Source organism: Roseibium sp. ROS1 (genome assembly GCF_054658215.1).
On the sequence record NZ_BAAGIG010000003.1, the window covers coordinates 1,381,176 to 1,394,571 of the forward strand.

The 13,396-nt window shown below is 60.2% G+C and carries 10 protein-coding genes; all 10 read right to left on the reverse strand.

Annotated features, from left to right (window positions below):
• Positions 1-31 precede the first annotated feature (31 nt).
• A complete protein-coding gene (gene pnp, locus ACYQ6M_RS22520) occupies positions 32-2,161 on the reverse strand; it encodes a polyribonucleotide nucleotidyltransferase (RefSeq protein ID WP_031268705.1) in 2,130 nt (709 codons plus the stop codon).
• A 352-nt stretch (positions 2,162-2,513) separates the two neighbouring features.
• Positions 2,514-2,783, reverse strand: a complete 270-nt coding sequence (rpsO, locus tag ACYQ6M_RS22525; RefSeq protein WP_022999106.1) for a 30S ribosomal protein S15 — start codon at positions 2,781-2,783, stop codon at positions 2,514-2,516.
• Positions 2,784-2,992: 209 nt separating this feature from the next.
• A complete protein-coding gene (truB, locus tag ACYQ6M_RS22530; protein WP_460075667.1) occupies positions 2,993-3,937 on the reverse strand; it encodes a tRNA pseudouridine(55) synthase TruB in 945 nt (314 codons plus the stop codon).
• Positions 3,938-4,545: 608 nt separating this feature from the next.
• Positions 4,546-4,968: a 30S ribosome-binding factor RbfA gene (gene rbfA, locus ACYQ6M_RS22535; protein ID WP_022999108.1), complete on the reverse strand. Its 423-nt coding sequence runs from the start codon at positions 4,966-4,968 to the stop codon at positions 4,546-4,548.
• 243 nt (positions 4,969-5,211) lie between these two features.
• Complete coding sequence (infB, locus tag ACYQ6M_RS22540) at positions 5,212-7,944, reverse strand: translation initiation factor IF-2 (RefSeq protein WP_460075669.1); 2,733 nt, start codon at positions 7,942-7,944, stop codon at positions 5,212-5,214.
• Positions 7,945-7,973: 29 nt separating this feature from the next.
• Positions 7,974-8,609: an RNA-binding protein gene (locus ACYQ6M_RS22545; RefSeq protein ID WP_031268706.1), complete on the reverse strand. Its 636-nt coding sequence runs from the start codon at positions 8,607-8,609 to the stop codon at positions 7,974-7,976.
• 140 nt (positions 8,610-8,749) lie between these two features.
• On the reverse strand, positions 8,750-10,405 hold the full coding sequence (gene nusA / locus ACYQ6M_RS22550) for a transcription termination factor NusA (protein ID WP_022999112.1): 1,656 nt from the start codon (positions 10,403-10,405) through the stop codon (positions 8,750-8,752).
• Positions 10,406-10,472: 67 nt separating this feature from the next.
• On the reverse strand, positions 10,473-11,066 hold the full coding sequence (gene rimP / locus ACYQ6M_RS22555) for a ribosome maturation factor RimP (protein ID WP_031268707.1): 594 nt from the start codon (positions 11,064-11,066) through the stop codon (positions 10,473-10,475).
• Positions 11,067-11,367: 301 nt separating this feature from the next.
• Positions 11,368-12,054: a tRNA (guanine(46)-N(7))-methyltransferase TrmB gene (gene trmB / locus ACYQ6M_RS22560; protein WP_228870256.1), complete on the reverse strand. Its 687-nt coding sequence runs from the start codon at positions 12,052-12,054 to the stop codon at positions 11,368-11,370.
• A gap of 80 nt (positions 12,055-12,134) precedes the next feature.
• A complete protein-coding gene (gene metK / locus ACYQ6M_RS22565; protein WP_022999115.1) occupies positions 12,135-13,307 on the reverse strand; it encodes a methionine adenosyltransferase in 1,173 nt (390 codons plus the stop codon).
• Positions 13,308-13,396: the final 89 nt, after the last annotated feature.

Consider the following 13,396-nt stretch of genomic DNA (forward strand, 5'->3'; position numbering starts at 1 on the left):
GTTTCATATCTTGCGTCAGTCGGACGGAAGCTTATTCAGCTTCTTCCTTCTTTTCGATTTCCTTGCCGGTTTCCTGGTCGACAACCTTCATGGACAGGCGGACCTTGCCGCGCTCGTCGAAGCCCATGAGCTTGACCCAGACCTTGTCGCCTTCCTTGATCACGTCGGTGACCTTGGCAACTTTCTTCGGAGCCAGCTGGGAGATGTGGACCAGACCGTCCTTCGCACCGAAGAAGTTCACGAATGCGCCGAAATCAACGCATTTGACGACGGTGCCTTCGTAGATCATGCCCACTTCCGGCTCAGCGGCGATGGAGTTGATCCAGTTGACGGCAGCCTTGATCGCCTTGCCATCGGCAGATGCGATCTTGACGGTGCCGTCGTCTTCGATGTTGACCTTCGCGCCGGTCTTTTCCACGATTTCACGGATGACCTTGCCGCCCGAACCGATGACTTCACGGATCTTGTCGACCGGGATCTTCATCACTTCGATGCGCGGAGCATGTTCGCCGAGCTCGGCACGAGCCTCGGTGATGGCCTTGGACATTTCGCCGAGGATGTGGATACGGCCGTCCTTGGCCTGACCCAGAGCGACCTTCATGATCTCTTCGGTGATACCGTCGATCTTGATGTCCATCTGCAGCGAGGTGATACCGTCCTGGGTACCGGCGACCTTGAAGTCCATGTCGCCGAGGTGATCTTCATCGCCCAGGATGTCGGACAGAACCGCAAAACGGTCGCCGTCCTTGATCAGACCCATGGCGATACCGGCAACCGGTGCCTTCAGCGGAACGCCGGCATCCATCAGCGACAGCGAGGTGCCGCAGACGGTTGCCATGGAAGAAGACCCGTTGGATTCGGTGACTTCGGAAACGACGCGGACGGTGTACGGGAACTCGTGATGCGGAGGCATCATCGGGTTGATTGCACGCCATGCCAGCTTGCCGTGACCGATTTCGCGGCGTCCCGGGGAGCCCATGCGGCCGGTTTCACCGACGGAGTAAGGCGGGAAGTTGTAGTGCAGCATGAAGTGAGACTTCACGGTGCCTTCCAGAAGATCGATGAACTGCTCGTCTTCGCCGGTGCCGAGGGTGGCAACGACCAGGCCCTGGGTTTCACCACGGGTGAAGAGTGCGGAACCGTGCGCACGCGGCAGAATGCCGACTTCGGACGAGATCGCACGGACAGTCGACAGGTCACGTCCGTCGATACGGGTGCCGGTGTCGAGGATCGCGCCACGAACGATTTCAGCTTCCAGTTTCTTGAACTGCTCGCCCAGAACGGTGCTTTCGACGGCTTCGCCTTCGGCAGCGTTGGTGATCAGCGCTTCAACGACCTTCGCCTTGGCAGCGTCGACTGCGTTCTTGCGGTCGGTCTTGGACGTGATCTTGTAAGCGGCAACAAGCTCGGCCTCGGCCAGAGCCTTGACCTTGCCGAACAGCTCGGAATGATCCGGCAGGACCAGCTCGCGCGGTTCCTTGGCAGCGGTTTCAGCCAGTTTGATGATCGCGTCGATCACCGGCTGGAAGCCCTTGTGGCCGAACATCACAGCGCCGAGCATGATGTCTTCGTTCAGTTCCTTGGCTTCGGATTCAACCATCAGAACGGCGTCATTGGTACCGGCAACAACCAGATCCAGCGAGGATTCCGGCATGTCGTCGACCAGCGGGTTCAGCACGTATTCGCCGTTGATGTAGCCAACGCGCGCGCCGCCGATCGGACCCATGAAGGGAACGCCCGACAGGGTCAGAGCAGCGGAAGAAGCCACCATCGCCAGAATGTCCGGAGCGTTTTCCAGATCGTGCGACAGAACGGTGATGACCACCTGGGTGTCGTTCTTGTAGCCGTCTGCGAACAGCGGGCGGATCGGACGGTCGATCAGGCGTGACGTCAGCGTCTCGTGCTCTGACGGACGGCCTTCACGCTTGAAATAGCCACCCGGGATCTTACCAGCGGCAAATGCCTTTTCCTGGTAGTTCACGGTGAGCGGGAAAAAATCCTGGCCCGGCTTCGGAGACTTGGCGGAAACAACCGTCGCCAGAACCTTCGTTTCGCCATAGGTCGCCATGACGGCGCCGTCGGCCTGACGGGCAACCTTGCCCGTTTCGAGGACGAGCGGGCGTCCGCCCCACTCGACTTCTACACGATGAATATCAAACATCATCTGTCCTTACAGCTTTGCCTGCCTTTGGCTGCTTTCGGTACAGCACGGTCATGGCAGACACATTCCCGGTCGGCCCCGTATGGGCCGGTTACCGGCGGACAGGTCACGGGCAAGACGACGAGCTGCTTTCGGCTCAAGACGGAAAGAAGCCGGCAATCCTGCCCCATGACGTGTCACGAGGTCTCTATAGAGCGTTCCACTCGAATTTGAAACACTCAAAGCTCTTTCGCGGAACAAAGACCCGAAGTGGATCAGTGTTTTGCCCGCAAGAGCTGCGTCCGGCAAATGCCGTCACGCAATACAAAAACGCGGCGGGTTCTCACCCACCGCGCTTTCAGGTTCTGAGTTCTTAGCGGCGAATGCCAAGACGCGTGATCAGCGACTTGTAGCGTTCTTCGCTCTTGCCGCGCGTGTAGTCCAGAAGGGACCGGCGCTGCGCAACCATTTTCAGAAGACCGCGGCGGGAGTGGTTATCCTTGCCATGACCCTTGAAGTGTTCGGTCAGGTTGTTGATCCGCTCGGTGAGGATCGCGACCTGTACTTCCGGGGAACCGGTGTCGCCTTCTTTGATGGCGTATTCCTTGATGAGCTCAGCTTTGCGCTCTGCAGTAATCGACATCGCTCTTTCCTTTCAAAGAGTGGGGTCCGTTGACCGGACACGTTGAAATGCCGGAGACCGGCCTGATCCGGATGTTTCCAGAGCCGAGATGTCGTTCAGCAAAGGATCCTTCCGGACGAATTGAGCATCAGTGCCCAATGGCGGCGGAATATGGCGGAAAACCCTTCGAAAATCCAGAGGTTTCTCAGGTTTTTTCGCCACACCAGAATTTACAGGTGAAACACTCTGGTCGGCTGGAACCGGCCCTTGTCAATTGAGCCGATGGCAACCGGCACGCTGGCGTGGCTGGCAAAGGCGACTTCCGTGTTGAGCGGAGCATCCCGGCCGCGCAGCAGCACGGCCATGCCTTTGCGGATCTTGGCCGCGTCATCGAGCGAAACGGGTACTTCAATCAGATTGTCCATCGCCTCGCGAACCGGCAGGACGAACTCCTCGACCAGAGCCTCAATGCCGGCGCCTTCCTCAAGCGCCTCGGCTGCTTCCTGGATTTCGTCCAGCCCGATCAGGTCCTCTTCGCTGAACGGACCGACCAGCAAACGGCGCAACTCGGTCACGTGACCGCGGCTGCCGAGCCGGCGGCCGAGATCGCGTGCGATGGCCCGCACATAGGTGCCCTTGCCGCATTCAGCCTCGAAGACGGCGCGGTTCTCATCCGGACGTTCAACCAGATCCAGCCGGTGCACGTCGATCGGGCGGGCTTCCAGTTCGACTTCCTCACCGTCACGCGCCAGATCATATGCCCGTTCACCGGCGACCTTGATGGCGGAGAATTTCGGCGGGACCTGCATGATCGTGCCGACAAACTCGCCAAGGACGGCCGAGATTTCATCCGCACTCGGCCGCACGTCGGACGTTGCAACCGCCTCGCCTTCGGTGTCGTCGGTATTGGTTTCAACACCCCAGGTCACCTCGAAACGGTAGACCTTGCGGCCATCCATGACGAAGGGCACGGTTTTCGTGGCTTCGCCGAAGGCAACCGGCAGGAGGCCGGACGCGCGCGGATCAAGCGTTCCGGCATGGCCGACCTTTTCCGGCGAGAAGATCCGCTTGATCTTGCCAAGCGCCTCGTTGGAGGAGATGCCATATGGCTTGTCCAGCACGAGCCATCCGTTGATTGCGTTCTTTTTTCTTTTGAATTGTTTTTGGCGTGCCATGAGTGCGTTTCAATACGTTTGCAATTGTTTTACGGCGACAAAAGAAACACTGACGGTCAGCCCCACCATCCATGCGCAACAGCGAGACCCTGAAGACATCAGCTTTCGTCAGCGATCATTCTTGAGTTTTTCAAGTCTGTTGTGGTCACAGTAAGTCACCTGGTTTCCAACTTTATGCGCCTTCGCCAAGTCGCATGCCCCACTTTGAATTTGCCATCTGCATCCGTTCTGGTGACTGCATGCCTTGACCCTGGCGGGTTATCTTTTGATGCGTCTGATGGAGCCAATGCTGCCACCAACTCAATCTCTGCATTTGCAACCGGCATACCATCGTTAACAGCACACCCGAAACCTCAGGCGCGAGGACGCGTGGAACGGAAAACACGACACATGCAGAGGTCGCTGCACCAAGTGCGATTGCTGCGATAGTTCTGAAGAGCGCCATCTTCTTTCACATCAAGTGACTTGCAGACACGGCACACATTCAAGTCGACCGACCAGACAAATTCAGTTTTCCATTTCCCGGCGAGGCTACAATTACCGAGGGCTAAGAACTCGAATTCACGCAATTTCGAATTGAATCGTGAATTGTGGTTTCAGCGCGGCAATCAGTCCTTGGTTGGGTCGCCGTCCTCGTCCGCGTCGAGATCGCGGGAGACTTCCGGGGAATGCAGCAGCGTGCCGATGCGGTCGTCGTCGTCGAACCTGGTGTCGAGAACGAAGCGCAGGTCCGGCATGTATTTCATGGTCAGCCGGCGGGACACCTGGCCGCGCAGATATTTGGCGCTGCGGTTCAGGGCCTTTTCGACATTTTCAGCGTTGACACCCCCAAGCGGCATCACCAGGCAGGTGGCCAGGCGCAGATCCGGTGTCATGCGCACTTCGGGGATCGTGACGATCACCCCGTCGAGATCGGGGTCGGAGAACCGTCCCCGGGTCAGAATATCGGACAGCTCCTTGCGGACCGTCTCGCCAACGCGCAACTGGCGCTGGGAAGGGCCGCGGCTGTCCTGTCCGTGTTGTCTTGCCATTTTGTTGTTCCTGCATCTCTGGCAGCGCAATGCGTCCCGACGTTTCGGGTGACGTTGCCGGACCTTTTCAGGCTATCCACGCCTTTGCCGTGCCCCAAGCACAGACATTGGCCAGACTGCCCGGATGGCGCGGCTGCCACGGCGAAGCCTTGGCATGACGGCGTTACCTGCGACCAGATACGACGTCAGCGGCTTAATTGAATAAGCCGCTGACATCAGTTTCAAGTAGATTTCTGACTTCGATCAGAGTGTCCGTGCGATCTGCTCGACGCGGAAGCACTCGATGACGTCGCCCGGACGCATGTCCTGGTACTTGACGAAGTTCATGCCGCATTCCTGACCGGATTCGACAGACTTGACCTCGTCCTTGAAGCGCTTGAGCGTGCCCAGTTCGCCTTCGTGGATGACCACGTCGTCGCGAATGAGGCGAACGTTGGCGCCACGTTCCACGACACCTTCGGTGACCAGACAGCCTGCAACCTTGCCGACCTTGGAGATGTGGAAGATTTCCTTGATCTCCGCATTGCCGAGGAAGGTCTCGCGGCGCTCCGGCGACAGCATGCCCGACAGGGCCGCCTTGATGTCGTCGACCAGGTCGTAGATCACGTTGTAGTAACGGATCTCGATGCCTTCGCGGCTTGCCGCTTCACGGGCCTGCTTGTTGGCACGTACGTTGAAGCCAATGATCGGAGCCTTGGAAGCGAGCGCCAGCGTGACGTCGCTTTCGGTGATGCCACCGACACCGGAGAGCAGGATGCGTGCGCCGACTTCCTCGTTGCCGAGTTCTTTGAGCGCATGCGCAATCGCTTCCGCGGAGCCCTGCACGTCGGCCTTGAGCACCAGCGGGAACTCTTTTTTGCCGGTTTCTTGCAGACGGTTCATCATCTGCTCGAGCGAACCACGCGTACCGGAGGCGACCACGGAGGCCTTCTCGCGGATCTGACGCTGACGGTAGTCGGTAATTTCACGGGCGCGGGCTTCGTTGTCGACGACCGCAACCATGTCACCGGCTTCCGGCGTGCCCTGGAAGCCCAGAACCTCGACCGGTTTGGCCGGACCGGCTTCCTTCACCTGGTTGCCATTCTCGTCGAGCATGGCGCGGACGCGGCCCCACTCGGCACCGGCAACAAGAATGTCGCCCGGCTTGAGAGTACCCTTCTGCACCAGAACGGTTGCAACCGGACCGCGGCCCTTGTCGAGCTGCGCTTCGATGACGATACCTTCCGCCTTGCGGTCCGGATTTGCCTGGAGTTCCAGAACTTCGGACTGCAGCAGGATCATTTCCAGAAGCTTGTCGAGGCCCTGGCCACTCTTGGCCGAGACTTCCACATCGATCACGTCACCGCCCATGGATTCCACAACGAGGCTCTCGCTGAGAAGTTCGGTACGGACGCGGTTCGGATCGGCTTCCGGCTTGTCCATCTTGTTGATGGCCACGATGATCGGCACGTCGGCAGCCTTGGCGTGCGCAACGGCTTCCTTGGTCTGCGGCATGACGCCATCGTCGGCAGCAACAACAAGGATCACGATATCGGTCGACTTCGCACCGCGAGCACGCATCTGCGAGAACGCAGCGTGGCCCGGGGTATCGATGAAGGTGATCTTGTTGCCGTCCTGATCGACCTGATAGGCGCCGATGTGCTGGGTAATGCCGCCGGCTTCGCCGGTGACAACCTTCGACTTGCGGATTGCATCGAGCAGCGAGGTCTTGCCGTGATCGACGTGACCCATGATGGTCACGACCGGAGGACGCGGCAGCAGGGTGGACGGTTCGTCTTCCGTGGTGAACAGACCTTCTTCAACGTCTGCTTCAGACACGCGCTTGACCGTGTGGCCCATTTCCTCGGCGATCAGTTCGGCGGTATCGGCGTCGATAACGTCGTTGATCTTGAGCATCTGGCCCTGCTTCATGAGAAGCTTGATCACGTCCACGGCGCGCTCTGCCATACGGTTGGCGAGTTCCTGGATCGTGATGGCTTCCGGCAGAACGACTTCACGCATGATCTTCTCACGCACGACCTGCTGCTGCCCGCGCTTCGCCTTTTCCTGGCGACGGCGCATGGAGGCCAGAGACCGCGCACGCTGGCCGTCGTCGCCACCGGTGGCGGCGGAGATGGTCAGCTTGGAGCGGCGGCGGTCGTCGCCAGTGCGCGGACGCGCGGCGGGAGCCGGAGCCTGCTTCGGACGCTTGACCGCACGAACGCTCTTGTTGTTGCGATCGTCTTCTTCGGATTCTCCGCGCTCGGGTTTCGCACGTGCGGCCGGAGCTTCCGGCGCCTTGCGCTTGCCCATGTCGTCAAGGCTCGGCGGCTTGCCGCCGTCGGCGTGAGCCGGCTTGCGAACCACGGTGCGACCGGTTGCTTCCTTGCGCACAGGCGCAGCAGCTTCCGTTGCCGCTTCGGCGACAGGTTCGCTCTTCGGTTCGGCCTTGGCCTGTTCCGCAGCCTGGAGAGCTTCTTCGGCTTCACGCTTTGCGCGCTCTTCCGCTTCCACCTTGGCGCGGGCCTCTTCTTCGGCCTGACGCTGCGCGGCTTCAACAGCCCGGCGCTTGTCTTCTTCTTCGCGGCGCTTGCGATCTTCCTCGTCGCGCACCTTCGCCATCTGAAGGGCTGCCGCACGTGCTGCCGCTTCTTCCTTGGTCAGGGTGCGCAGAACGTTGCCGTTGCCCTTCTGGCGCTGGCCGGAGGCAGACCGGCGGGCCTGCTTGGTCGCCTGTGGATCTGGCTGTGGCGGCGTACGCGGCGCTTCAGCCGGCCGCTCGAGGCGCTGTGTTGTCGGCGCAGGAGCTTCTGCTTTCGCTTCCTGCCCCGGGAGTACAACACGACGCTTCTTCTTTTCCACGACGACGGCTTTGGTCCGGCCATGCGAGAAGGACTGCCGAACAGTTCCCTGATCGCCACCGCCGCGCTTTAGGCCAAGCGTTTTGCCACGCTCAACGCTGATTGTCTTGTCGCCTGGATTTTTCGTATCGCTCATATTGCCTTCAGTCCTGCGCAACCGCCTTTTCAAGCGTTGCCATTATCGCTGCTTGCCCCGGAGGAGTTGCGAAAACGCTCCAGGTCACGCACCCGCGACAGGAAGTTTTCGCTCGCCTGCCCCGCAAGCAGTGCAGCATGTATCACATTTGACCGGCCCAATGCCAAATCCAATTGGTCCGAATCGAACAAACGGACGATTTGGCATCCGTTTGCGTGTTCCTGAGTGCCGGCAGCCAGTGCCGCCAGCTTCCTTACCCCGTCTTCTGCAGCGTCCGAGGCATGGACCAGCCCGGCGACATCTTCCTGCCGCAGAGCTGCTTCAACTTTCGCATATCCCGTTACCAGCTCGCCGGCCTTGCGCGTCATGGAGAGCGCTTGCAGCGCCGATCGTTCCATGAGCGCATCAACCCGATCCGCCAGTCCCGGCTCGACAGAGGCTTCCCCTTTAAAACCCCTGCCGAAGACCTTTTTCCGGTCCTTTTCGGCAACAGCCACGACTTCTTTCGTGGCGGTTATCCAAACACCACGCCCTGGAAGAACCCGCTTCAGATCCGGAACCACCTCGCCTTGCGGGTCGAGGACGAACCGGATCAGCGCACTGACGGGCTGAACCTCCCGGGTCACGGCACATTGCCGTTCGGTCGGCTCACTCTTCCTGGGCACGCTGCCACTCCTTTAGATCAACCTGCTTTCCGGTGCGAACACCTTCGGCGCAGAAAAGTTGATCGAACTTGCGAATTCGAAGCTGCCGATCGGCCGGGGCCAGACCGGAAGCTTCATACAGGAGGCTTTTGCCTCTCTCGTTACCCGTTCAGGATCGCGCCGCCCTGCGGCTCTTCTCCAACGGTCTCGGCCATTTCGGCCTCGTCTTCTTCTTCGGCTTCTTCTGCCTCAGCCTGAGCTGCGAGTTCTTCCTCGGTGATCCAGCCGGCTGCCAGACGAGCGGCCATCACGACGTTTTCCGCTTCAGCGCGGGACATGTCGAATTCCGAAAGAGCACCTTCGAAGCGCTTGGTTTCGCCGTCCTTGCGTTCGGTCCAGCCGACGAGATCGTCAGCAGCGCAACCGGCGAGGTCTTCCATCGTCTTGATGTCGTCCTTGCCCAAGGCAACCAGCATAGCCGTTGTCAGGCCATCAATCGACCTCAAGTCGTCGGCAACACCGAGCGAAATACGCTCTTCGTCGAGTTTTGCTTCCAGTTCGGCCAGGTAATCCCGGGCACGTGCCTGGATTTCGACGGCGGTGTCGTCGTCGAAGCCTTCGATCATGGAGATCTCGTCGAGTTCCACATAGGCAACTTCCTCAACCGAGGTAAAGCCTTCGGTCGCCAGCAACTGTCCGACCATCTCGTCCACGTTGAGGGCTTCCATGAACAGCTGCGAGCGCTCCAGGAATTCCTTCTGGCGGCGGTCGCTTTCTTCCTGCTCGGTCATGATGTCGATGGCCCAGCCGGTCAGCTGTGAGGCCAGACGCACGTTCTGGCCGCGGCGGCCGATCGCCAGTGATAGTTGGTCATCAGGAACGACAACTTCAATACGTTCGGCGTCTTCGTCCAGAACAACCTTGGCAACTTCGGCCGGCTGCAGGGCGTTGACGATGAAGGTTGCCGCTTCTTCGTTCCACGGGATGATGTCGATCTTTTCGCCCTGGAGTTCGCCAACAACGGCCTGGACGCGGCTGCCGCGCATACCCACGCAGGCGCCGACCGGGTCGATGGAGCTGTCCTTGGAGATCACGGCGATCTTCGCGCGCGAACCCGGGTCACGGGCAACGGACTTGATCTCGATGACGCCGTCGTAGATTTCCGGAACTTCCTGGGCAAACAGCTTCGCCATGAACTGCGGATGCGTGCGCGACAGGAAGATCTGCGGGCCGCGCTGCTCGCGGCGAACGTCGTAAATGATGGCGCGGATGCGGTCGCCCGTGCGGAAGATTTCGCGCGGGATCAGCTCGTCGCGGCGGACGATGCCTTCGCCGCGGCCAAGATCGACGATGACGTTGCCGTATTCGGCGCGCTTGACGACACCGTTGACGACTTCGCCGACACGGTCCTTGAATTCTTCGTACTGACGGTCACGCTCGGCTTCGCGCACTTTCTGCACGATAACCTGCTTGGCGGACTGGGCGGCGATACGGCCGAAATCGAGCGGCGGCAGCGGCTCGGCAATGAAGTCGCCGATGCTGGCTTCCGGATTGCGGGCCTGCGCGTCATCAAGAGAGATGTCGGTGGAAACGTTCTCGACAGTGTCAACGACCTGAAGCAGGCGCTGCAAACGGATCTCACCGGTCTTCGGATTGATTTCGGCGCGGACTTCCGTTTCCGTACCATAGCGGGAGCGGGCTGCCTTCTGGATCGCGTCTTCCATTGCATTGATGACGATCATCCGGTCGATGGATTTTTCCCGTGCGACCGCGTCAGCGATTTGCAGCAGTTCCAGCCGGTTCGCGCTGATTGCCATATTCCACTCCTCTTGCGCCAAGGATCGGTTCGGGCGCGTTCTTCTTCTTTCCCTTAGAGCCTGTGGCTCAGTTGGGCATGTTGTCCTGCGACAGCTCGTCATCCTGGCCACGGGCGGCGAGCGCCGCCTTTTCCGCCTGAAGAGCTGCGGTAATCAAGTCATCGGTCAGAACCAGCTTGGCTTCGCCGATGTTCTCCAGCGGCAGCGCCACGGTGTCCTCTTCGCCTTCCCGCACATCGGGCAGCCGAAGGTTGGCCTTGCCGTCTTCCGCGCCGAGGAGCTTGCCCCGGAATCGCTTGCGGCCATCCAGCATGACGGCCATCTCGACCTTCAGCTCATGGCCGGCCCAGCGATTGAAATCGCCGGCCCGCACGAGCGGACGGTCGATACCTGGAGATGAAACTTCTAGATGATATGCCCGGTTGATCGGGTCTTCGACGTCGAGCGCAGGCGACACGGCCCGGCTGATGGTTTCGCAGTCCTCGACCGTCATGGTGCCGTCCGGGCGCTCCGCCATGATCTGCAGGGTGCAGCCGTTCTGAGCACTGATCTTCGTACGCACCAGTCGGTAGCCGAGGTCCTCGATGACCGGCTCCACAATTGCGGCAACACGGGCATCAAGACCCTGTTCCGTCACAATTCTCGGTTCGTGTGCGCTCACACTTGGCTCCTGTTGGCGGCCGTTACCGGCTCTTGAGCATCAGATGCACCTGATTGTCGATTTACATAGGGCAGTCCTGCTCGAACTCGTTGGTTTCCGGTTATGTAAGCAAAAAAGAGCGGGTCCCCGGCGGGCCCACTCTCAAAGTGCTCAGATAAGCCGTTTGAGGTGAAACACGGGCTGTATAACGCCAAAGGGGGCAAAAAGGCAAGAGGCCGGGCCAAATTCCTCAAAGAAGTTGGCGCCAGTCCGGAATCCCCCGATAAACGGCAGCAAACGCGCCATTCTCCGCGATGCGCCGCTACACCCTGCGGAAAGTCAGGTAGCGTCCGATACGCCCCTCGCGGATGGCCTTCGCCTCGTAGCGTGTACTTGGCCAGCCCTCCCAGGGTGTTTTCCAGTCGGACGCCGTTTCCGCCCCCCATTCGAACGCCGCATGGTCGCGGCAATGGCGCAGTGTCCAGTCGACGTAGGTATCGATGTCGCTGGCAAAACGGAATTCGTGGCCGGGCTTGATGGCCCGGGCATAGCGATCGAGATTCTGTTCGTTGATGAACCGGCGCTTCCAGTGGCGCTTTTTCGGCCAGGGATCCGGATAGAGCTGATAGGCCAGGTCGAGACTTGCCTCGGGCAACCAGTCCAGAACATTGACGGCATCATCATCGTAAAGGCGGATATTGCGGAACCCCTCCCCCACGACGGCATTCACGGCCTTGGCCATGCTGCCGACGAAAGGTTCGACGCCGATGAAGCCGACACGCGGATTGGTTCTGGCCCGGTGAAGCAGATGCTCACCGCCACCAAAGCCGACCTCCAGACACACCTCGTCGACATCCGCGTCAAAGAGGGTCTTCAGATCCTCCGGAGCGGGTGTCGCCAGGTCCAGCGCCAGGCGCGGCAGTTCGTTTTCCATCAGCGCCTCACGGCGCGGGCTCAACGGCTTGCCCTTGCGGCGGCCGTAAAAGGAACCTTCGTAGCGGTCAGTCATAATTCAACTTCAAAACGACAGATCGCCGGCACTGAACCGGCGATCTGCTTCACTTCTTCCATGTTCAGCTTAGGCGCAGCTTATCCCGCAAGCGGGCGCAGCGCGTCAACCAGATCCGTCTTTTCCCAGCTGAAGCCGCCATCGGCCTCAGGTTCGCGGCCGAAGTGGCCGTAAGCGGCGGTGCGCTCATAGATCGGGTTGTTCAGCTTCAGGTGCTGGCGAATGCCGCGCGGGCTGAGGCCCATGACATCGCGCAACGCTTTTTCCAGCTTGGCTTCATCGCAACGGCCGGTGCCATGCAGGTCGACGTAGACCGACAGCGGCTCCGGAACGCCGATGGCGTAGGAAAGCTGAATGGTGCAGCGGTCGGACAGATCGGCTGCAACAACGTTCTTGGCAAGATAGCGCGCCGCGTAGGCTGCCGAACGGTCCACCTTGGTCGGGTCCTTGCCGGAGAATGCGCCGCCGCCATGCGGAGCCGCACCACCGTAGGTGTCAACAATGATCTTGCGGCCGGTCAGGCCGGCATCGCCGTCAGGGCCGCCGATGACGAAGGCACCGGTCGGGTTGACGTGCCAGACGGTGTCGCCGGTGATGAAGCCTTCCGGCAGTGCAGTGCGGATGTAAGGCTCCACAATGGCGCGCACGTCGGAGGAGGTCAGGGCCGGATCCAGATGCTGGGTCGACAGAACGATCGAGGTTGCCTCGACCGGCTTGCCGTCGACGTAGCGGACGGTTACCTGGCTCTTTGCGTCCGGGCCGAGCGCAGGCTCCTGACCGGATTTGCGGACGTCGGCCAGAAGACGCAGGATCTTGTGCGAAAACAGGATCGGCGCCGGCATCAATTCTTCGGTTTCACGGCAGGCGTAACCGAACATGATGCCCTGATCGCCAGCACCTTCGTCCTTGTTGTCGGCAGCATCAACGCCCTGGGCGATGTGCGCGGACTGCGCGTGAAGGTGAACGGCGATATCGCAGTTTTCCCAATGGAAACCGTCTTGCTCGTAGCCGATATCCTTGACGGCCATGCGGGCAAGATGAGCGATGTAATCGTTGGTGATGGTTGACGGACCGCGGGTTTCGCCGGCGATCACGATGCGGTTGGTCGTTGCCAAGGTTTCACAGGCAACGCGCGCTTCCGGCATTTCCTTGAGGTAGGCATCTACAACCGCATCGGAAATACGGTCGCATACTTTATCCGGATGCCCTTCGGAGACGGACTCGGAGGTAAACAGGTAATTCTGACGTGCCATTGGCGATCGTCCTTCTGGGAATGAATATGACAGGAGCGGCGATTGTCATCGCCGCTCCGTCTGCATCAATCTTAGAAGTTCTTCGCCGC

Excerpts from the sequence above, each read along its gene's own strand:
- rpsO (WP_022999106.1), bottom strand. The coding sequence starts at position 2,783 with ATGTCGATTACTGCAGAGCGCAAAGCTGAGCTCATCAAGGAATACGCC.
- pnp (WP_031268705.1), bottom strand. The coding sequence starts at position 2,161 with ATGTTTGATATTCATCGTGTAGAAGTCGAGTGGGGCGGACGCCCGCTC.
- infB (WP_460075669.1), bottom strand. The coding sequence starts at position 7,944 with ATGAGCGATACGAAAAATCCAGGCGACAAGACAATCAGCGTTGAGCGT.
- trmB (WP_228870256.1), bottom strand. The coding sequence starts at position 12,054 with ATGACTGACCGCTACGAAGGTTCCTTTTACGGCCGCCGCAAGGGCAAG.
- metK (WP_022999115.1), bottom strand. The coding sequence starts at position 13,307 with ATGGCACGTCAGAATTACCTGTTTACCTCCGAGTCCGTCTCCGAAGGG.
- nusA (WP_022999112.1), bottom strand. The coding sequence starts at position 10,405 with ATGGCAATCAGCGCGAACCGGCTGGAACTGCTGCAAATCGCTGACGCG.
- truB (WP_460075667.1), bottom strand. The coding sequence starts at position 3,937 with ATGGCACGCCAAAAACAATTCAAAAGAAAAAAGAACGCAATCAACGGA.
- rbfA (WP_022999108.1), bottom strand. The coding sequence starts at position 4,968 with ATGGCAAGACAACACGGACAGGACAGCCGCGGCCCTTCCCAGCGCCAG.